Source organism: Klebsiella sp. BIGb0132 (assembly GCF_024810075.1).
GTDB classification, from domain to species: domain Bacteria; phylum Pseudomonadota; class Gammaproteobacteria; order Enterobacterales; family Enterobacteriaceae; genus Klebsiella; species Klebsiella terrigena.
Map to the genome: position 1 here is coordinate 41,618 of NZ_JANUDW010000008.1, position 19,919 is coordinate 61,536.

Genomic DNA, 19,919 nt, shown 5'->3' on the forward strand with positions numbered 1-19,919 from the left:
GCTTTGATGCTGAGTTTGCAACAACGCGAGCGTCGTCAGGCATGGGTGCTGCTGGCGCCCATGCTGGTAGCGATGTTCCTGCTGACGGCCTGGCCGCTGGCGCGCACCCTGTGGCTGAGTTTTACCGATACCGCGCTGGTGGGAAACGGCGAGGCGACGAACTACGTCTGGCTGGAAAACTATCTCTATGCCCTGACCGACCCGGATTTTCGCGCCGCCTTCGCCCGTTCGCTCTACTTTACCGTGGTCTCCGTCGCCATTGAGGGCGTTATCGGCGTGCTGGTCGCGCTGTTGCTCAATCAGCGCTTTATCGGACGCAATATCCTGCGGGTGCTGGTGATATTGCCCTGGGCGCTGCCGACCATCGTTAACGCGATGATGTGGCGGCTTAACTTTAACCCGGACTACGGCAGCATTAACGCGCTGCTCACCCAGCTGGGGATCATCGACGGCTATCGCAGCTGGCTGGGGTCGCCGGACTCGGCGCTGAATGCGGTGATGCTGGCGGATATCTGGAAAAACTATCCGCTGGTCACGCTGCTGGTGCTGGCGGCGCTGCAGTCCATTCCTGAGGATCTGTACGAGGCGGCGCGCCTCGACGGGGCCGGATCGTGGCGGCGCTTTCGCGCCATCACCTTCCCGGCCATCGCCGCCCCGCTGGGCGTGGCGCTGGTGCTGCGGACCATCGACGCCTTCAAGGTATTCGATATCATCTACGTGATGACCCGCGGCGGCCCGCTCGACAGTACCAAAACCCTCAGCTTTTTCGTCTATCAGGAGTCCTTCAGCTATCTGCGGGCGGGCAGCGGCGCGGCCTACGCCATTCTGATGACCCTGATGTGCACCCTGCTGATCGCCCTGTATCTGTTTATGCTGCTGCGCCAGCGCCGTCGGAGCACCGAATATGAAGCGTAAAATCCGCACTCTGCTGCGCTATCTGGCGGCGCTGCTGGTCGCCCTGTCGATTCTGGCGCCGATGCTGTGGCTATTTTTAATGAGCGTCAGCACTCCCGCCGATCTGACCCGCGTGCCGCTGGAGTGGCTGCCGCGGGAGTGGGACTTTAGCCGCTACGGCCGCCTGCTCTCCCTGCAGCCCGGCGAGCCGGGGGCGCTATTTTTACCCGCGCTGCGCAACAGCCTGCTGGTGGCCGCCGGGGCGACGCTGGTCTCTCTGCTGCTGGCGGTGCCCGCCGCCTTCAGCTTCTCGCGCTATCCTGGCCGCGACGGCTGGCTGTACGCCGGGCTGGGGATCTACATGGTGCCGCCGGTGGCCTTCGTCCTGCCGCTGTACTTTATTCTCGAACACTTGGGGCTGCTCAATACCCGCAGCGGGCTGGTGCTGGTCTACTGCTCGCTGATTATGCCGTTCCTCACCTGGATGGTGAAAAACCAGTTTGACGCGCTGCCGCAGGATATTGAACAGGCCGCGCGCCTCGACGGGCTGAGGGTCTGGCAGGTGCTGCTGCGCATCACCCTGCCGCTGGCGAAACCGATGCTCGGCGCCTCGGCGCTGTTTGGCTGGCTGCTGGCGTGGGATGAGTTTTTCTATTCGCTGCTGTTTACCAGCAATATCGCCGCTCAAACCCTGCCGGTCACTATCGCCGGGTTCACCGCCGGACGCGCCACCGACGACGGTCTGGTGGCTGCCGTCGGCATTCTCGCCTCGGTCCCGCCTCTGTTTATCGCTATCTTGTTACAAAAAACGCTGGTCAGCGGCCTCACTAACGGTGGAAGTAAAGGATAACTATGCACAAGCTCACCGCGCCCGTGCTCTATATCGCGGGCAATTACAATATTGATTTGATTATGGGGACCCTCGCGCAGTGGCCCCTGCCGGGCACGGAGGTGATGCTGGAGCACAGCGCCCTGCGCCCCGGCGGCTCGGCGGGCAACTGCGCCCTCGCGCTGGCCGCCATGCAGATCCCGCATCGCACCATCGGCTGCCAGGGCGATGACGCTTTTACCGCCTGGCTGGCGGCCCAGTTTCCCGGCAGCGCCGAACGCTGGCCGCAGTACCCCTGCGAAACCTCGCTGACGGTGGCGGTTACCCATCCCGATAAAGAGCGCTCCTTCCTCAGCAACTACGGGCATATCACCCGCCTGTCGGCGGAGGATGTTCTCGCCCAGCTTCCGGAACGGGCAACGGCCGGCGATATCGTCCTGCTCTGCGGGACCTTTTTATGTACCGCTCTGCTGCCGGACTATCCGGGGCTGCTGCGGACGCTGCGCCAGCGCGGCTTCCAGGTCGCCGTGGATACCGGCTGGCCGCCGCAAAGCTGGGATCCGGCGCTGCGCGAAGCGGTGAACCAGTGGCTGGCCGATTGCGACTGGCTGCTGCTCAATGAAGTTGAAACCCTCGGACTCGCCGCGATGAGCGACCTGCCGCAGGCGGCCCGCAGCCTGGCGTCGCGCCTCAGCGGCCGGGGAGGCTGCATCGTCAAATGCGGCGCCGACGGGGCCTGGTGGTGGACCGCCGAGCGCGGCGACCGCGCGGCGGTGAAGCCGGTCGAGGTGATTGACACCATCGGCGCAGGCGACAGCTTTAACGCCGGCTTTCTCGCCGGGCTGCTAAGCGGCCAGCCGGCAGCCCAGGCGCTGCGCTGGGGCAACGCCGTTGCCGCGCACGCCATTAGCACCTCCCCCCGCCACTATCCCGACTGGCGAACCCTGCAACACCATATTGAGGAGACCGCCGATGGCCAGCGTTGAGCTGATAAAAGTCGCCAAGCATTACGGCAAACAGACGGTGCTTCTGCCGCTGGATTTAACCATTCCTGACGGCAGCTTCACGGTGCTGGTCGGGCCCTCCGGCTGCGGGAAATCGACCCTGCTGCGGCTGCTGGCGGGGCTCGAGGCCCTTTCCGCCGGGGAGATTTTAATGAACCGCCGGCCGATCGGCGATCTCGATCCCGCCGATCGCGACGTGGCGATGGTCTTTCAGAGCTACGCCCTCTACCCGCACCTGACGGTAGCCGAAAACCTCGCCTTCCATATGCAGGTTAAAAAGGTCGATAAAGAGACGCAGAAAAGCAAAGTCCAGCATATCGCCAGCCTGCTGGGAATCGATAAGCTGCTGGCCCGCTACCCGCGCGCGCTTTCCGGCGGCCAGCGCCAGCGCGTGGCGATGGGCCGGGCGATGGTGCGCAACCCGCAGGTTTTCCTGTTTGATGAACCGCTCTCCAACCTTGACGCCCAGCTGCGCATGGAGCTGCGGGCGGAGATCAAATCCCTGCACCAGCGCTTTAAGACCACCATGATTTACGTTACCCACGATCAGGTTGAGGCCATGACCCTGGCCGATCAAATCGTGGTGATGCGCGAGGGGCTTATCGTCCAGCAGGGGCCGCCGCTGGAGATTTACGATCGCCCCTGCAACACCTTTGTCGCCCGCTTTATCGGTTCGCCGCCGATGAACCTGCTGGCGGGAGAGATAGCCAGCCGCGACGGCGTTCCCGGCGTGCGCTGCGGCGAGCTGTGGCTGGCGCTGCCGGAACGCTGGTATCGGGCGGCGGCGGCGCAGGGAAGCGCGCCGGTCACCGTCGGCCTGCGTCCGCAGGATATCCAGCCGGACCCCGACGGCCTGCCCGGCACGGTTAACATCATGGAGGTCACCGGGGAGTCCACCCTGCTGCATCTCGATTGGCAGGGATTCCCGGTTCACGTGCAGGTCGCCGGACGCATCGACACCCGGCTTCAGCAGCCGCTGAATCTCACCGCCCGGCGCGAGAAAATCCACCTCTTCGATGCCGCCAGCGGCAGGCGGCTGGCGGAGGAGAACTAGCTGACGCGGGTGCCCTAAGCGGCGCCCGCGCTCTTTTCGGCGAAACAGGGTAAATAGCGGATGCCGGCGATGAGGCCGAGCGCGGCACAGACCATCAGCGACGCCCCCAGCGATTGCCCCCAGCCGACCAGCACCAGCCCGAGGCCAATCAGCAGATAGTAACCGAGACCGAAAATGGCCCCGGCGGTGCCGCGACAATCGCTGTAGGCGCCGAGCGCCGAACCCAGCACCAGCGGGATCGCCATAGCGAAAGCGAGCGCCACCCCGGCCATCGGCAGCAGGAACCAAAGCGAGTCGCGCCAGAGGTACACCGCCGCGCCGCTGGCCAGATGGAGCCAGCAGGCAAGCAGCAGCATCCGCCCCTGAGTCACGCCCCGGCGTAGCAGCCGGCGATTGAGCAGCGCCCCGGCCAGGGAGCCGCCGGCCAGCGCCATGCCGCTGTAGCCAAACGCGGCGACCGGCAGGCGCAGCTCGACGAAGATAAACGGCGCCAGACTGTAGTAGCTGAACAGGCTGACGTTGAACGCCGCGACCAGGATAACCGCCAGGCCAATCTGCCGGTCGGTCGCCATCCGGCGCAGCACCGGCAGAAACGCCGCGTTCGCCTGCCGCGCCGGCCGCGTTTCCGGCAGCAGCCAGCCGCACAGCAGCAGCAGGACGCCGGCCAGCAGCGCCAGGGCGAGGAAGACGCCGCGCATGCCCCAGCCGGCGGCGAGCAGGCCGCCGACCCAGACGCCCGCCGCCGGACTGACCGCCAGCGCCAGGCCGATAAGCGAAAAGAGGCCGGCGAGCCGGCGGCCGCTAAAACGGTCCCGCAGGATCGTCTGGCTGACAACCGACCCGACTGCGGCGCCGAATGCCGCCACGATCCGCGCCAGCAGTAGCAGCCTAAATTCCGTCACCACCAGCGCCATCGCGCAGCCGAGGGCGTACACCGCGATCCCCGCCAGCATCGCCGGACGGCGGCCGTAGAGATCGCTGGCCCGCCCCCAAAAAAGAACCCCGAGCGCGAAGCCGATAAAATAAACCGCCAGAGTTTGCGACGCCTGCTGCGCACTGACGGCAAAACGGACGCTGATATCGGTCAGCGCCGGGCTGTAAATGGTTTCCACCATCTGCGAAAACATCAGTAATGCGGTGACCAGCACCACGGCCGAACGCCCGAACATATCCACCTCCTGATAATAAGAGGCGCTATTGTAGGCAGGCCGGGGATCGGACATTATAAACATAGTGACTATATATATCGGAAATCAGACATTATGGCGTGGCTCGATGCGCATGCGGCATTCAACCCGGATACGCTGAACAAAACGGTGGTTGGCGTCCGCTCGGCGCTCGGCAGCCACGACTCCGGCAGCCACCGGCACGATATGGCGCAGATACTTTTCACCCGCCAGGGCTGCGTGCGCCTGACCCTCAACGATGGCGCGCTGCTGTGCCTGCTTCCGCCCACCCGGGCGGCGTGGATCCCGGCGGGCGTCCCCCATCGCGCGGAGATGAAAAGCATCGTCGACTACCGCTCGGTGTGGTTTCAGCCCTCCCGTTTCCCCGATCTCCCCGCGCATCCGGCGATCCTCAACGTCGGCCCGCTGCTGCGCGAGCTGCTGGAGCGGACGGCGGCAAGCCCGTGGGACAGCGATTGGGAGAGCGGAAGCGGCTGGCATCTTGCCGCCCTCTGCGCGGCGGAGATTAGCGCGGCGGCCCATGAGCCGATGATGCTCGCCCTGCCGCAGGATAAGCGCCTGGCCGCGCTGGGCGGTCAGAGCCTGCCGCCGACGCTACGGGCGCTGGCCGCAGAGTGCGGCGCCAGCGAAAAGACCATCAGCCGCATTTTGCGCCGCGATACCGGGATGTCCTGGCAGCAGTGGCGGCAGCAGTGGCGATTGATGAAGGCGGTGGAGCTGCTGGCGACGGGGAAGCGCATCACCGACGCCGCGCAGGCGCTGGATTTCGCCAGCGACAGCGCTTTTATCTACTTTTTCCGCACCATGACCGGCATGACGCCGGGACGCTATCTTTCGTCGTCGGCGGCGGTTTAGCGCTCGCGCGCCGGCGCGAACGGCGGCAGCTTCTGGAAGGTGTTCTGCAGCCCTTCGGACCACGCCCGGCGAATGGTCGTGAAGTAAGGATCGCTTTCGGTGATGCGATGCTGCTCGGCGCTGCTCAGGCTGCCGCTGCGGTAGAGCAGCGTATCCAGCGGCAGACCGACGGAGAGGTTGCTGCGCAGCGTTGAATCGATGGAGATCAGCGCGCAGCACATCGCCTGCTCCAGCGGCGTGTCGATGGTCAGCACCCGGTCGATAATCGGTTTACCGTACTTGCTTTCGCCGATCTGGAAATAGGGCGTATCGCGCGTGGCCTCGATAAAATTACCTTCCGGGTAGATGTGGAACAGGCGGTGCGTCTCCCCTGCCAGCTGGCCGCCCAGCAGCAGGTTACAGTTAAAGTTGGTATTGCCGCAGTTCTGCTGGTTGCTGCTGTCGCGCTGAATAACCTCCTGCAGCGTTTTGCCAATCAGCATCGCCGCATCATACATGGAGCTGACCTGCATCAGGTTAGGCTCCTGCTGGGTGCGAATTCGCGCGCTCAGCAGGCTAATCACGCTTTGGGTGGTGGCCAGGTTGCCGGCGGACTGCAGCACCAGCACCCGTTCGCCCTCCTGCTGAAAAACATGAAGCTTTTTAAAAGTCGCAATATGATCCACGCCCGCATTGGTGCGCGAATCTGACGCGAATACCAGTCCATCCGCTAAACACATGGCCACACAGTAGGTCATCGTTCTCCGTTCCTGCCTCTATTGCTGCTGCGCCTGTTGAGAATGTTCGCGCACTTCAGCGTTGGTTAACATAACTTCCCCGCCGCCACCCAGACGGGTGCCGCGCACCGGACAGGCGTCAAGATAGTCCAGCCCGGTCGCCAGCCGCAGGTGCTGATTCAGGTTACGGGTATTATTGGTAATATCAAATGATTTCCAGCGCCCGTTGAGCCACACCTCCGCCCAGGCGTGCATCGCCACGTGCTGCGCGTTATCGCTATAAACATAGCCGCTAACGTAGCGCGCCGGGATCGCCATCGCCCGACAGCAGGCGAGGAAAACGTGAGTATGATCCTGGCACACGCCCTGCGATCGCGCGAAAGCGTCGGCGGCGGAGTCCTGCACCAGCGTCGCGCCAGGGGAGTAGGGCATTTTGACCAGCAGCTCCGCCATCAGCTGATTAAGGCTCTCCTCCGGCTCGTCGGCGCGATAGAGGCCGCGGGCGAACTCACGGATCCGCTCGTCGGCGCGGGTCAGCGGCGTGCAGCGCAGGAAGACCAGCGGCGAAAGCAGCTCCTCTTCGTCTACCCCGCTCTCTTCGTCCTCCTGCGCGATATCGACGATCCCGCTGGCGCGGATCGCTATCTCCTTGTGCGGGTTATCCAGCGTCAGCACGTGCAGCACGTTGCCCCACGCGTCGGTGGTCGCGATGCTGGCGCCGTCCGGCAGCGTCAGCGTCCAGGAGGTGATTTTTTGCCGGCCGGAGCTGCGCGGCGTCAGGCGCAGGTACTGAGTCGAAAACTTGACTTCTTCATCGTAGCCGTAGCGGGTCAGGTGGTCGATAACCAGTTTCATAGCGCCTCCAGATAGGTTTGTCTGATGCTGTCGGACAGGGCGTTAATTCGCGCCAGCAGCCCGTTGAGGTAACTCTGCAGATCGGCGCTGGCCAGCTCTTCCCGGGTGCTGAAACGCAGATCGACGTTAAGCTGATGCGCCAGGCGCAGCGGCATATGGGAGCGATCGTTGGCGATATGCTCCAGCTGGCCGACCAGGTCAGAAATGGAGGCCCTGAGCGAGCGCGGGACGTCGTTGCGCAAAATTAGCAGCTCCATCACCGTCTCCCGGCTTACCGGCTGGCGGTAGATGCTGTTGTAGGCTTCGCGGGCGCTGACCGCGTTCAGCAGCGTGTCCAACCGGTAGTACTCGCGCACCGGGTCCGGGTCGCTGCTCAGCTGCTGATCCTTGACCAGCAGCAGCTGGGTGGTGGCGTAGGCGCGTTCAATCAGCGTGCCGATGCCGATAAAACTGAGGGCGTCGTTGCGCAGCAGGGTGCCCAGCACCGCGCCGCGGAACAGGTGTACCCGCTCTTTTACCCACTCGAGGAAACCGTCGCTGCCGAGCTCGCCGATCCCCTGCTGGCGCAGCCGGCGCAGCTCAATGCGCGTCGCGTTAATACACTCCCATACCTCGGCAGAGAGGCTGCCGCGCACCGCGTGGGCGTTATTCCACGCCATCTCGACGCAGCTGTAGATACTGCCGGGGTTGTTGCCGTCGAGGGCAAAAAAGTTGAACAGGTTGCCCATCGAGAAGCGCGCGTGGCGCTCCTGAAACAGCTCGTGGGTCTGCGACAGGTTCAGCGGCAGGGCCAGATCCCGCGCCTGCTGGCTATGGCGGGGGATCATCGAGAGTTTGCAGGTTACGTCGAGCACCCGGGCGTAGCTTTCCGCACGCTCCAGATAGCGCGCCATCCAGAACAGTTCACTCGCTGTACGACTTAGCATGATTCGTCATCCTCCATCACCCAGGTATCTTTGGTGCCGCCGCCCTGCGATGAGTTCACCACCAGCGAGCCTTCCGTCAGCGCCACCCGCGTCAGGCCGCCGGGCACCAGGCGAATCTCCTGGCCGGAAAGCACGAACGGGCGCAGATCGATATGTCGGGGCGACAGGCCGTCTTCGACGAAGGTCGGGCAGGTCGAGAGCGCGAGGGTATCCTGGCCGATGTAGTTGGCCGGGTTTGCCAGCAGGCGCTGGCGGAACGCTTCGCGCTCCTCTTTCGTCGAGCGCGGGCCGACCAGCATGCCGTAACCGCCGGCGCCGTGCACTTCCTTGACCACCATCTTCTCGAGGTTGTTCAGCACGAACTGCAGGTCTTCCGGCTTGCGGCACTGCCAGGTCGGGATGTTGTTGAGGATCGGCTGTTCGCCAAGGTAGAAACGGATCATCTCCGGCACGAAGGGGTAGATCGATTTATCGTCGGCGACGCCGGTGCCGATCGCGTTCGCCAGCACCACCCCGCCCGCCCGGTAGACCGACAGCAGGCCGGGAACGCCGAGCATCGAATCGGCGCGGAAGGCCAGCGGGTCGAGATAGGCGTCGTCGACGCGGCGGTAGATAACGTCGACCCGCCGCGGCCCTTCGGTGGTGCGCATGTAGACCGCGCCGGCTTTAATAAACAGATCGGCGCTCTCCACCAGCTCAACCCCCATCTGCTGGGCAAGAAAGCTGTGCTCAAAGTAGGCGCTGTTAAAGCGCCCCGGCGTCATCACCACCACGCAGGGATCGTCCACGGGGGAGCTTTCGCGCAGGGTTTGCAGGAGATAGCCCGGATAGCGCTCCACCGGCGCAATGTGGTGCTGCTCAAACATCTCCGGGTAGAGCCGCATCATCATCTTGCGGTTTTCAAGCATATAGGAGACGCCCGACGGCGTGCGCAGGTTGTCCTCCAGCACGTAGTACTGACCGTCGCTATTGCGCACCATATCGACCCCGGTGATGTGGGCGTAGATATTATTGGGCAGATTAATGCCCTGCATGCAGGGCTGGTACTGCTCATTGGCTAACACCTGTTCCGCCGGAATAATCCCGGCGCGCAGGATATTCTGCTCGTGGTAGATATCGTAAAGGAAGGCGTTCAGCGCCTTCACCCGCTGGCGGATGCCGCGATCGATGCGCCGCCACTCGGCGGCGGGAATAATACGCGGTACGCTATCAAACGGGATCAGCCGTTCGGTCCCCTCGCCTTCGCCATACACGTTAAAGGTGATGCCGATGCGGTGAAAAAGCAGCTCCGCCTGCTCTTTTTTTTGCCGGATAGAGAATTGATCGGTGTTGTGAAACCATTGCCACCAGGCGTTATAGTGCTGGCGCTGCTGTCCCTCGACGGTAAGCATCTCGTCATAATAATGCCCGTCAGGAAGCGTTATTTTTATCATGGCCGTCTCCTCCGGTTGTACTCACTTTGGGGTAACCCCAGGAAGAGATAAGCATTAATTATGCCAGATCGCGGCCGGTGACGGCGTTGTGCAAGCCCGCAGCCTCGCGCCGCCTGGCTGTGCAAAAAACAACCCGTTATTTTCCTTATATTTCGCCCGGTCTGCACCACGATGAGGCACGGCAAACCGCTTTGCGCCATTACGGCGAGAGCGCCTCCAGCCAGGTCGCATAGTGCCCCGGCCAGTCGACGGTTGGCGTCCCCGGACGCCCCATCGCAAAGCCGTGACCGCCGCTGGCGTAGCGATACAGGCTGACCGGCACCTGATGCTGGCGGCAGGCGTCAGCCATAATCAACGTGTTGTGCGGATCGGATACCGGATCGTCCAGCGCCTGGGTCAAAAAGCAGGGCGGCGTCTGCCCGGTCACGTAGGTCTGTACCGACCAGGCGCGGTCAACTTCCGGCGAGGCGTGAGGCCCGGCGAGGATCCGGTGGGTGGCGGTGTGGCTGTAGGGCGGCTCCAGGGAAATAATCGGGTAGATCAGCGCCGCACCGTCGGCGCGGGCGGGGAGCGTATCCGCCGCGTCGAGCGGCGGATAAGAGGCAAAATCGGCCCGGCAGGCGGCCATGCCCAGCAGGTGGCCGCCGGCGGAAAAGCCCAGCAGGCTGGCCTTCCGTTCGCGCTGGCGTATCAGGCGCAGCGCCCGCTGGGCGTCCTGCAGCGGCGCCAGGCCCCCCGCCGTCCAGCCTTCGCCGGGAAGGCGGTAGCTCAGGACGTAGGCGGTGTAGCCGCGGGCGGTGAGCCAGCGGGCGGCGGGCCACGCCTCCTTCGCCATCTCAATACGCCGGTATCCGCCGCCTGCCGCCACCAGTACGCCGTGGCCGTTGGGTACCGCCGGTCGCCATACCGTCAGCTGCGGCCGCGCTATCTGGCTAAGGGCGCCCCGGGCCGACAGCCGCACAGCGCCGCCAGGCCCGCCGCCCCCTGGCGCCACGCCGGGCCAAAGATTCAGGATCTCCTGCTGACCCTCGCCGGCGCCGGCGCGGCGGGCGGCCAGCAGCGCCGCGGCGCTAAACAGTAGAAAATGACGTCGGTTCACGGTTCGCTCCCGGGGCGCTTGTCGCCCGTCGTTACGGTAGCGCGATTTTAGCAGAAAGCGGCGCCGCGCACGGCGCCCTTATTCGCCCGGCGGCGGCGCAGAATACAGGTAAATTATCTGTTTTCATCCAAAATGTTAGCTGCGACACGCGTAGCGGCGGATATTCGTCTAAGGTTTTCTGATGATCAATCGCAGTGGCAAAATCGTCTGTAATGATAAGGAGAACTACCCATGACGAGATCCGTTTCACGTCGCCCGGCAGCGCTGCCCTACGCGCTGCGTCTGGCGCTGGGAGGCGCCCTCTTTGCGCTGTCAGCGCTGGCGGCCCAGGCCGATGAGACAAAACCCGCCCCGCCGCAGTCGCCGGATATTCTGTTAGGCCCGCTGTTCAACGATGTGCAAAGCGCCAAACTCTTCCCCGATCAGAAAACCTTCGCCGACGCGGTACCGAACGGCGATCCGCTGATGATCCTCGCCGACTACCGGATGCAGAAAAATCAGGCCAGCTTCGACCTGCGCCACTTCGTCGAGCTCAACTTTGCGCTGCCGAAAGATAACGACACCTACGTCCCGCCCAAGGGCCAAACCCTGCGCCAGCATATTGACGGCCTGTGGCCGGTGCTGACCCGCAGCACCGTCGAGGTCGAGAAGTGGGATTCGCTGCTGCCGCTGCCCAAGCCTTACGTCGTCCCGGGCGGCCGCTTCCGCGAGGTCTACTACTGGGATAGCTACTTCACCATGCTGGGCCTCGCCGAAAGCGGGCACTGGGATAAAGTGGCCGATATGGTGGCCAACTTCGGCCACGAGATCGATACCTGGGGACATATCCCCAACGGCAACCGCAGCTACTACCTGAGCCGTTCGCAGCCGCCTTTCTTCCCGTTTATGGTGGAGCTGCTGGCCACCCACGATGGCGATCGGGCGCTGAAAGCCTGGCTGCCGCAGATGGAGAAGGAGTACCAATACTGGATGGAGGGCGCCGATGCGCTGTCGCCGGGCAAAGCCAATAAGCGGGTGGTGCGCATGGAAGACGGCGCGCTGCTGAACCGCTACTGGGACGACAACGACACGCCGCGCCCGGAGTCCTGGCTCGATGACGTGACCACCGCCAAAAACAACCCCAACCGCCCGGCGACCGAGATCTATCGCGATCTGCGCTCCGCTGCGGCCTCCGGCTGGGACTTCAGCTCCCGCTGGATGGATAACCCGCAGCAGCTGGGCACCATTCGCACCACCAGCATCGTTCCGGTCGATCTTAACTCGCTGATGTTCCGCATGGAGAAAACCCTCGCCCGCGCCAGCAAAGCCGCCGGCGATAGTGCGAAAGCGGCGCAGTACGACGCCCTGGCCAACGACCGCCAGAAGGCGCTGGAGAAATACCTGTGGAATGACAAAGAGGGCTGGTATGCCGATTACGATCTGAAAAGCCACAAGGTGCGCAATCAGCTCACCGCCGCGGCCCTGTTCCCGCTGTACGTCAACGCCGCCTCCAGCGAACGGGCGGCCAAAGTTGCCGCCGCGACGCAGTCTCGCCTGCTGAAACCGGGCGGTTTAACCACCACCACCGTCAACAGCGGCCAGCAGTGGGATGCACCGAACGGCTGGGCGCCGCTGCAGTGGGTGGCCGCCGAAGGGCTGCAGAACTACGGCCAGCAGAAAATTGCGATGGAGGTCAGCTGGCGTTTCCTCAGCAACGTCCAGCACACCTATGACAGCAAGCAGAAGCTGGTAGAAAAGTATGACGTCAGCTCAACCGGCACCGGCGGCGGTGGCGGCGAGTATCCGCTGCAGGACGGCTTCGGCTGGACCAACGGCGTGACCTTGAAAATGCTCGACCTGGTGTGTCCGAAAGAGAAGCCTTGCGATTCGCTCCCGGCGGCGCGACCGGCGGCAAACGACAGCGCTGGCGGCACGGCTAATGCGGTACCCGCCGCTCAGCCAGCGGCAAACGACGGCGTCGGCGGAACGGATAAGGTGGTACCTGTCGCTAAGCCGGCGGCAAACGACAGCGTCGGCGGCACGGATAAAGCGGCGCCCGCCGCCGCGCATTAACCCTCACCGCACCCGGCCTGCGCGTGGCTACCAAATCTGGTAGCCACGCGCGCTGGCCCTCACGCCTTCCTCCCCCGCACGCCGCGGCTGCACCGATAAATACCATATTTATCATGAGGTTTTACTTTTCTGCGCGCCAATTACATCTTGATAACGAAAAGATAAACAATAATAATTCGCATTACTTTATGACGAAAATTGACAATTTCGCTTTTTCACGCGGCGGCGTACAGGAGTACCAGGCTGCGTAACATCAGGATTATGCAATGATCGCTCGCGTCACCTTCAAACGCTCCGCCTTGCTGTGCGCCCTCGCTACCGCTTTTCCTCTCGCAGGTCTTGCGGAAGAGACGGTCGTGGTTACCGCCCAGCCCGTCGACTCCGCCAGCACGCCCACCGTGGGCTATAGCGCAAAGACCTCCGCAGGGGCCACCAAAACCGATCAACCGCTGATTACTACCGCCCAATCGGTGTCGGTTATTACCCGGCAGCAAATGGCCGATCAGGGCGCGAATACGATTAGCCAGGCGCTGCAGTACACGCCCGGCGTCTACTCGAGCTTTGGCGGCGGCGCGACGCGTTTTGATACCGTCTCCCTGCGCGGCTATCACGGCGGCGACGTCGACAACCTGTTCCTCGACGGCATGCGTCTGATGAGCGACGGCGGGAGCCACAACGTCATTCAGGTCGATCCGTGGTTTATCGAGCGGGTGGACGTTATTCGCGGCCCCTCCTCCGCGCTGTACGGGCAAAGCGTGCCGGGCGGCCTGGTCAACCTGACCTCGAAGCGCCCGCAGTTCACCTCTGAAGGTCATTTCCGTCTCAGCGGCGGAACGCAAAATACCAAAGGCGCCGCCTTCGACTATACCGATGCCATTAACGACCAGTGGGCCTATCGGATTATCGGCATGACGCGCTCCAGCGATACCCAGTATGACAACTCCCGCGAAGAGCGTTACGCCATTTCGCCGTCCCTGCTCTGGCAGCCGGATAGCGACACGTCGCTGCTGCTGCGCGCCTATCTGCAAAAAGATCCGTCGGGCGGCTATCACGGCTCGCTGCCGCTGGACGGCACCCGCTACGCGCGCAACGGGCGCAAGCTCTCCACCAGCACCAACGAAGGCGATCCGGCCGATGGCTATCAGCGTCGCGAGCAGATCTACAGCTATGAGTTTAATCACCAGTTCAGCGACGTCTGGTCAGCCTACTCCGCCGGCAGCTATACCCACACCAACGTCTCGTTAGATCAGGTGTATCAGGTGGGCTGGGTTGACGATAGCAATATGCTCTCTCGCGGCTACAGCGGCTCGCGCGGCTCGCTGGACGCGTGGTCTACGGATAACCGCCTGCGCGCCGATTTTAATACCGGCGAGCTGGCGCATACCCTCATCCTCGGCGCGGAATATCACCGCTTCCGCAACGATTTATGGACCGGAGCCGGCAGCGCCTCGCCGCTCGATCCGTTTAGCGGCTATACCGCCCAGACCGGGCATACCGTCACCTACAGCGACAACAATAACCGCCGCTACTATCAAACCGGGCTCTATCTGCAGGATGAAATGGTGTGGAATCGCTGGCATCTGGATCTCTCCGGCCGCTACGATCGCATCGTTTCCCAGCAGGTCAGCGACACGTTCGGCACCTCGAGCCGCCGTTCGGATGACCATATCAGCGGCCGCGCCTCCCTGCTGTACGCTCTGGAAAACGGCCTCTCGCCGTACCTGAGCTACAGCCAGGCCATTACCCCGGCAATGCTGCCGGGAGCCGACGGCACCCTGCTTAAACCGACGACCGCGGAACAGGTAGAAGCGGGTCTGAAGTTCCAGCCGCCGGGCAGCGCCGATATGTACAGTATCGCTATCTATGATTTAACCCAGAAAGACGTGGCCACCCGCGATCCGAATATCGCCACCGCGACCTTTGTTCCGGCCGGGAAGGTGCACTCTCAGGGCGTCGAGCTGGAGATGCATAACCAAATTACGCCGCAGCTGAGCACCATCGCCTCCTATACCTGGAACCGCCTGCGCTTCCAGGAAACCAGGGACGGCACCAACGATAATACCCCGCAGCTCTCGCCGGATCAGATGGCTTCATTCTGGGCGCGCTATCAGTTCCCGGCAGGGATCAGCGCCGGTGCGGGGGTTCGCTACATCGGGAAACAGTGGGCGGATGATGCCAATACCGAGCGTCTGCCGTCGGTGACCCTGCTGGATGCCATGGTGCGTGCGGATCTCGGCGTCTGGTCGCCGTCGCTGAAAGGGGCGTTCGTGCAGGTGAATGCGAATAACCTCAGCGACCGGGAGTATTTGTCCGGCTGCTACGGCACCGGCAACTGCTACTGGGGCGCGGAGCGCAGCGTGACGGCCACCGTCGGCTACGATTTCTAAGCTCTGGTCTAAAACGCCGCGCCTGCGGGCGACAGAATCACGCGTTCTGTCGCCCCGCTAAGCGCGGCGCAAGTGGCGCAAGGCGGCGATAATTACATTGCGTCCAGCGCTTTCTGCAGCTTCCAGATATAGCGCGGCGCCTGCGGAGCCGGATGCTTTTTCGCTACGTGCTCGAAGAAGTCGTCGGCATCCATATCATTGATCTCGTCAATCGCGTCCTGCCGGTTCGACGAGAAGGTGCGCAGCAGCGCGCCGGCGCCGTTGGCGTAGGAGACCACCACCGCGTAGCGCATCACCTGCGGGTCTTTAATCCCGGCCAGCGGGCCGTTCTCAAGAATGCTCAGATAGGCCGCGCCCATCGAAATATTGCGCTCCGGGTTTTTCAGCTCGCTCACCGACGGCTCGCCGCGCCAGCCCATGCGCTGGTAAACATCGCGCCCGGAGGTCGAAGGCTTCAGCTGCATCAGGCCAACCGCGCCGGATTTACTCACTACCGTGGGATTACCACCGGACTCAATGGCAATTATCGCCGTCACCAGCTGCGGGTCAACGCCCCACGCCGCGCCGGCTTTTTCGCTGATTGGCATCCACTGCATCGCCCGCTTCACCGGAACCTCGGCGTTCCACGGCGGATTGCGGTAATCATGTTTCGAGCTACAGCCGGCCAGCAACACAAATAAAAAAACGCACCATCTCAATTTCACACATCTATCCTTATTGGCTGAAGTTTGCTGCCTGGAGATGACAATAATCGCTCCAGGCGGCATGATAACCCTTTCATTCTTAGCAAGGAATTGTCATGTCCCAGTTTTATCTGGTCGCCCCCTCAGGCTACTGCACCAACCAGCAGGCGGCGGCCCGCGGCGTCAGCCGTCTGCTGGAAGCAGGACACCAGGTGATGAACCAGCAGGTCATTACCCGCCGACAGCAGCGCTTTGCCGGGACTGAGCAGCAACGCCTGGACGATATCAACCAGCTCGTCACCCTCGACGGTAGCAACCGCATCGTGATGCCGGTACGCGGCGGCTACGGCGCCAGCCGCCTGCTCCCACACATCGACTGGCAGGGCCTGACCGCGCGCCAGCGGCAGGATCCGCTGCTGATCTGCGGCCACAGTGATTTCACGGCGATCCAGCTGGGTCTGCTGGCAAAGGGTAGCATAATCACCTTCAGCGGGCCGATGCTGGCAGGTAACTTTGGTGCAGAAACGCTGGATCCGTTCACGGAATTTCACTTCTGGCAGGCGCTGAGCAGCCCGCAGTTTACCCTCGAATGGGACGGCGACGGTCCGGAGTGCCGCGCGCAGGGCACGCTGTGGGGCGGCAACCTGGCGATGCTCACCTCGCTTATCGGCACGCCGTGGCTGCCGCAGATTGCCGACGGCATTCTGGTGCTGGAAGATATCAACGAACATCCGTTCCGCGTCGAGCGCATGCTGCTGCAGCTGCTGCACAGCGGTATTCTTGCGCGCCAGCGGGCGATTATCCTCGGCAGCTTCAGCGGCGCCGCGCCCAACGATTACGACGCCGGATACGATTTACCGGCGGTCTACGCTTACCTGCGCGCGCAGCTCGCTATTCCGCTGATCGACGGCTTAGATTTCGGCCACGAGCAGCGCACCGTCACCCTGCCGCTCGGCGCGCGGGCGCTGCTGGTGAACAATGCGGCCACCACCACCCTCACGCTGAGCGGCCATCCGGTGCTGACGGAATAAAATTTTCCGTGACACATTTCCGGATCCCGCGCGGATGGTTAATATGATGTCAATTTCTCAAAGTCTTCATACGCGTAAGGAGTGCATGAACATTGGATGCCGGTGCGGTTATTAGTCTGTTTATTCTGGGTTCTGTATTAGTAACCTGTAGCATTTTATTGAGTTCCTTTTCCTCACGTCTCGGCATTCCGATTCTGGTCATCTTCCTGGCTATCGGCATGCTGGCGGGCGTTGACGGTATCGGCGGCATCCCTTTTGACAACTACCCTTTCGCCTATATGGTGAGTAACCTGGCGCTGGCGGTGATCCTGCTGGACGGCGGGATGCGCACCCAGGCCAGCTCCTTTCGCGTGGCGCTGTGGCCCGCGCTTTCGCTGGCCACCGTCGGGGTACTGATCACCTCCTGCCTGACCGGGCTGATGGCGGCGTGGCTGTTTCATCTCAACCTGATTGAGGGGATGCTGATCGGCGCGATTGTTGGCTCTACCGACGCCGCGGCGGTCTTCTCCCTGCTCGGCGGCAAGGGCCTCAACGAGCGCGTCGGCTCAACGCTGGAGATCGAATCCGGCAGCAACGATCCGATGGCGGTATTTCTGACCATCACGCTTATCGAGATGATTCAGCAGCACGAAACCGGCCTCAGCTGGATGTTTGCGGTCCACATCGTGCAGCAGTTTGGCCTCGGGATCGTCATCGGCCTCGGCGGCGGCTATCTGCTCCTGCAGATGATAAACCGCATCGTGCTGCCGACCGGCCTCTATCCTCTGCTGGCGCTGAGCGGCGGAATTATGATTTTCGCCGTCACCACCTCGCTGGACGGCAGCGGCATCCTGGCGGTCTATCTGTGCGGCTTCCTGCTCGGCAACCGGCCGATTCGCAACCGCCACGGCATTCTGCAAAACTTCGACGGCCTGGCGTGGCTGGCGCAAATCGCCATGTTCCTGGTGCTCGGCCTGCTGGTGACGCCGTCGGACCTGTGGCCGATTGCGATCCCGGCGCTGCTGCTGTCGATGTGGATGATTTTTATCGCCCGTCCGCTGTCGGTCTTCGCCGGCCTGCTGCCGTTTCGCGGGTTTAACCTGCGCGAGCGCATCTTCATCAGCTGGGTGGGATTACGCGGCGCGGTACCGATTATCCTCGCCGTATTCCCGATGATGGCCGGGCTTGAGAATGCGCGCTTGTTCTTCAACGTCGCCTTCTTCGTGGTGCTGGTCTCGCTGCTGCTGCAGGGCACCTCGCTGTCGTGGGCGGCGAAAAAAGCGCGGGTGGTGGTCCCACCGGTCGGCTGGCCCATTTCCCGGGTCGGGCTGGATATCCATCCGGAGAATCCGTGGGAGCAGTTCGTCTATCAGCTCAGCGCCGATAAATGGTGCGTCGGCGCGGCGCTTCGCGATCTGCATATGCCGCCGGAAACGCGCATTGCCGCCCTGTTTCGCGATAACGCGCTGCTGCACCCCACCGGCAGCACCCGCCTGCTGGAGGGTGATATTCTGTGCGTGATCGGCCGCGAGCGCGACCTGCCCGCGCTGGGTAAGATGTTCAGCCAGTCGCCGCCGGTAGCGCTCGACCAGCGCTTCTTCGGCGACTTTATTCTTGACGCCAGCGCCAGGTTTGCCGACGTCGCGCAAATTTACGGCCTCGACGGCGGGGAAGAGTATCGCGATCGCCAGCTGTCGCTAGGCGACGTGGTGCAGCAACAGCTCGGTGCGGCGCCGGTAGTGGGTGACCAGGTTGAGTTTGCCGGCATGGTGTGGACGGTAGCGGAAAAAGAAGAAGACCACGTTCTGAAGGTGGGCGTTCGCGTTGCGGAAGACGAGGCGGAGTGATCCGCCTCACGGAAAGTTACGCCGTCACAACAGGGACGCGCGGCGCCAGAGCGCACATGAGCTCATAGCCGACGGTGCCGCTGGCGGCGGCTACGTCGTCGATTTTCACTTCCTTGCCCCACAGTTCGACCGGCGCACCGATCCCGGCCTGTGGGCATGGCGTGAGGTCTACCGCCAGCATATCCATCGACACGCGCCCCACCAGCGTGGTGCGCACGCCGTCAACCAGCACCGGCGTTCCCGCCGGCGCGATGCGCGGATAGCCGTCGGCATAGCCGCAGGCCACGATGCCAATCCGCTGCTCCTCCGTCGTCCGGTAGAGGCCGCCGTAGCCCACCGCCTCACCCGCCTTCAGGTTCTGCACGGCAATAATCTCGCTGCTGAGGGTCATCACCGGCTTCAGGCCGCTGTTGGCGATATCCTGCCACTGGCCGGACGGCGAGGCGCCGTACAGCACGATCCCCGGCCTGACCCAGTCAAAATGCGCCTCCGGGAGCCAGAGGGTCGCCGCCGAGTTTGCCAGCGAGCGCGAGCACGCCAGCCCTTCCGCCGCCTGCTCAATGCGGCGCATCGGCTCGACGATGCCCTGCGGATTTTCCGCGTCGGCAAAGTGCGACATCAGCGTCATTTCGCTGACGTTGCCCAGCGCCCGCAGCTGCTGCCAGACGGTATGGATGCGCTCCGGCATAAAGCCCAGCCGGTTCATACCGCTGTTGACCTTAACGTAGATATCCAGCGGAGCGTGAAGCTTCGCCTGCTGCAGCGCCTTGATTTGCCAGTTGCTGTGCACGCTGGTGGTCAGGCGATACTTATCAAACAGCGCCAGCTCGTCGGCGTGGAAGAAGCCCTCGAGCAGCAGAATCGGCCCTTTCCAGCCCTGCTCACGCAGCAGGATCGCCTCTTCAAGGTTCAGCATGGCAAAGCCATCTGCGCCGCTGAGCGCACTCCACACGCGCGCCAGGCCGTGGCCGTAGGCGTTGGCTTTCACCACCGCCCACAGCCGCGAGCCAGGAGCCGCGCGCCGGACAATCTGCAAATTCTGCCGCAGGGCCGACAAATCAATGCTGGCCAGTACCGGACGGGACATG

The 19,919-nt window shown here is 63.1% G+C and carries 17 protein-coding genes; 9 read left to right on the forward strand and 8 right to left on the reverse strand.

Annotated elements, in window-relative coordinates:
* Positions 1-6: 6 nt before the first annotated feature.
* The 4 genes from M2416_RS19860 to M2416_RS19875 are packed head-to-tail and all read left to right on the forward strand — an operon-like array spanning position 7 to position 3,781.
* Positions 7-915, forward strand: a complete 909-nt coding sequence (locus tag M2416_RS19860) for a carbohydrate ABC transporter permease (protein WP_259226381.1) — start codon at positions 7-9, stop codon at positions 913-915.
* Entirely contained in the window at positions 905-1,744 is an 840-nt protein-coding gene (locus M2416_RS19865) for a carbohydrate ABC transporter permease (RefSeq protein WP_259226382.1), read from the forward strand. Before M2416_RS19860 ends, M2416_RS19865 begins: the two co-directional genes overlap by 11 nt.
* A 2-nt stretch (positions 1,745-1,746) precedes the next feature.
* Positions 1,747-2,709, forward strand: a complete 963-nt coding sequence (locus M2416_RS19870) for a carbohydrate kinase family protein (RefSeq protein WP_115192414.1) — start codon at positions 1,747-1,749, stop codon at positions 2,707-2,709.
* Entirely contained in the window at positions 2,696-3,781 is a 1,086-nt protein-coding gene (locus M2416_RS19875) for an ABC transporter ATP-binding protein (RefSeq protein ID WP_259226383.1), read from the forward strand. The genes M2416_RS19870 and M2416_RS19875 overlap by 14 nt, the downstream gene beginning before the upstream one ends.
* Positions 3,782-3,795: 14 nt before the next feature.
* On the opposite strand, the gene M2416_RS19880 is transcribed toward M2416_RS19875, so the two are convergent.
* The gene (locus M2416_RS19880; RefSeq protein ID WP_259226384.1) at positions 3,796-4,950 is read right to left on the reverse strand and encodes an MFS transporter; all 1,155 of its coding nucleotides are present in this window, start codon (positions 4,948-4,950) and stop codon (positions 3,796-3,798) included.
* Between the two features lie 93 nt (positions 4,951-5,043).
* On the opposite strand from M2416_RS19880, the gene M2416_RS19885 reads away from it, so the two are divergent.
* Positions 5,044-5,823: an AraC family transcriptional regulator gene (locus M2416_RS19885; protein ID WP_259226385.1), complete on the forward strand. Its 780-nt coding sequence runs from the start codon at positions 5,044-5,046 to the stop codon at positions 5,821-5,823.
* Here the strand turns inward: M2416_RS19885 and M2416_RS19890 are convergent.
* From M2416_RS19890 to M2416_RS19910, 5 genes are all read right to left on the reverse strand, one after another.
* Positions 5,820-6,560, reverse strand: coding sequence for a proteasome-type protease (locus M2416_RS19890; protein ID WP_076947380.1), 741 nt, complete (start codon positions 6,558-6,560; stop codon positions 5,820-5,822). The two genes, M2416_RS19885 and M2416_RS19890, sit on opposite strands and share 4 nt — an antisense overlap.
* Positions 6,561-6,578: 18 nt before the next feature.
* Positions 6,579-7,394, reverse strand: coding sequence for a transglutaminase family protein (locus tag M2416_RS19895; RefSeq protein ID WP_259226386.1), 816 nt, complete (start codon positions 7,392-7,394; stop codon positions 6,579-6,581).
* Positions 7,391-8,320, reverse strand: coding sequence for an alpha-E domain-containing protein (locus tag M2416_RS19900; protein WP_076947378.1), 930 nt, complete (start codon positions 8,318-8,320; stop codon positions 7,391-7,393). Before M2416_RS19900 ends, M2416_RS19895 begins: the two co-directional genes overlap by 4 nt.
* On the reverse strand, positions 8,314-9,753 hold the full coding sequence (locus tag M2416_RS19905) for a circularly permuted type 2 ATP-grasp protein (protein ID WP_076947377.1): 1,440 nt from the start codon (positions 9,751-9,753) through the stop codon (positions 8,314-8,316). Before M2416_RS19905 ends, M2416_RS19900 begins: the two co-directional genes overlap by 7 nt.
* A gap of 199 nt (positions 9,754-9,952) precedes the next feature.
* Entirely contained in the window at positions 9,953-10,852 is a 900-nt protein-coding gene (locus M2416_RS19910) for an alpha/beta hydrolase (RefSeq protein WP_259226387.1), read from the reverse strand.
* Positions 10,853-11,083: 231 nt separating this feature from the next.
* Here M2416_RS19910 and M2416_RS19915 point away from each other — a divergent pair, with 231 nt between their 5' ends.
* Both M2416_RS19915 and M2416_RS19920 read left to right on the forward strand, forming a co-directional pair.
* Positions 11,084-12,904, forward strand: coding sequence for an alpha,alpha-trehalase (locus tag M2416_RS19915; RefSeq protein WP_259226388.1), 1,821 nt, complete (start codon positions 11,084-11,086; stop codon positions 12,902-12,904).
* Between the two features lie 266 nt (positions 12,905-13,170).
* Positions 13,171-15,291, forward strand: coding sequence for a TonB-dependent siderophore receptor (locus M2416_RS19920; RefSeq protein ID WP_259226389.1), 2,121 nt, complete (start codon positions 13,171-13,173; stop codon positions 15,289-15,291).
* 92 nt (positions 15,292-15,383) lie between these two features.
* Here the strand turns inward: M2416_RS19920 and emtA are convergent, their stop codons facing one another.
* Complete coding sequence (emtA, locus tag M2416_RS19925; protein ID WP_076947373.1) at positions 15,384-15,995, reverse strand: membrane-bound lytic murein transglycosylase EmtA; 612 nt, start codon at positions 15,993-15,995, stop codon at positions 15,384-15,386.
* A 95-nt stretch (positions 15,996-16,090) separates the two neighbouring features.
* Here emtA and ldcA point away from each other — a divergent pair, with 95 nt between their 5' ends.
* Both ldcA and M2416_RS19935 read left to right on the forward strand, forming a co-directional pair.
* The gene (ldcA, locus tag M2416_RS19930; RefSeq protein WP_115192408.1) at positions 16,091-17,005 is read left to right on the forward strand and encodes a muramoyltetrapeptide carboxypeptidase; all 915 of its coding nucleotides are present in this window, start codon (positions 16,091-16,093) and stop codon (positions 17,003-17,005) included.
* Between the two features lie 92 nt (positions 17,006-17,097).
* Positions 17,098-18,831: a potassium/proton antiporter gene (locus M2416_RS19935; protein WP_259226390.1), complete on the forward strand. Its 1,734-nt coding sequence runs from the start codon at positions 17,098-17,100 to the stop codon at positions 18,829-18,831.
* Between the two features lie 16 nt (positions 18,832-18,847).
* Here M2416_RS19935 and dadX read toward each other — a convergent pair whose 3' ends face one another.
* The gene (dadX, locus tag M2416_RS19940; RefSeq protein ID WP_259226391.1) at positions 18,848-19,918 is read right to left on the reverse strand and encodes a catabolic alanine racemase DadX; all 1,071 of its coding nucleotides are present in this window, start codon (positions 19,916-19,918) and stop codon (positions 18,848-18,850) included.
* Position 19,919: the final 1 nt, after the last annotated feature.

Coding starts and splice junctions, on each gene's coding strand:
- M2416_RS19860 (WP_259226381.1), top strand. CDS start 7: ATGCTGAGTTTGCAACAACGCGAGCGTCGTCAGGCATGGGTGCTGCTG.
- M2416_RS19865 (WP_259226382.1), top strand. CDS start 905: ATGAAGCGTAAAATCCGCACTCTGCTGCGCTATCTGGCGGCGCTGCTG.
- M2416_RS19870 (WP_115192414.1), top strand. CDS start 1,747: ATGCACAAGCTCACCGCGCCCGTGCTCTATATCGCGGGCAATTACAAT.
- M2416_RS19875 (WP_259226383.1), top strand. CDS start 2,696: ATGGCCAGCGTTGAGCTGATAAAAGTCGCCAAGCATTACGGCAAACAG.
- M2416_RS19880 (WP_259226384.1), bottom strand. CDS start 4,950: ATGTTCGGGCGTTCGGCCGTGGTGCTGGTCACCGCATTACTGATGTTT.
- M2416_RS19885 (WP_259226385.1), top strand. CDS start 5,044: ATGGCGTGGCTCGATGCGCATGCGGCATTCAACCCGGATACGCTGAAC.
- M2416_RS19890 (WP_076947380.1), bottom strand. CDS start 6,560: ATGACCTACTGTGTGGCCATGTGTTTAGCGGATGGACTGGTATTCGCG.
- M2416_RS19895 (WP_259226386.1), bottom strand. CDS start 7,394: ATGAAACTGGTTATCGACCACCTGACCCGCTACGGCTACGATGAAGAA.
- M2416_RS19900 (WP_076947378.1), bottom strand. CDS start 8,320: ATGCTAAGTCGTACAGCGAGTGAACTGTTCTGGATGGCGCGCTATCTG.
- M2416_RS19905 (WP_076947377.1), bottom strand. CDS start 9,753: ATGATAAAAATAACGCTTCCTGACGGGCATTATTATGACGAGATGCTT.
- M2416_RS19915 (WP_259226388.1), top strand. CDS start 11,084: ATGACGAGATCCGTTTCACGTCGCCCGGCAGCGCTGCCCTACGCGCTG.
- M2416_RS19920 (WP_259226389.1), top strand. CDS start 13,171: ATGATCGCTCGCGTCACCTTCAAACGCTCCGCCTTGCTGTGCGCCCTC.
- ldcA (WP_115192408.1), top strand. CDS start 16,091: ATGTCCCAGTTTTATCTGGTCGCCCCCTCAGGCTACTGCACCAACCAG.
- dadX (WP_259226391.1), bottom strand. CDS start 19,918: ATGTCCCGTCCGGTACTGGCCAGCATTGATTTGTCGGCCCTGCGGCAG.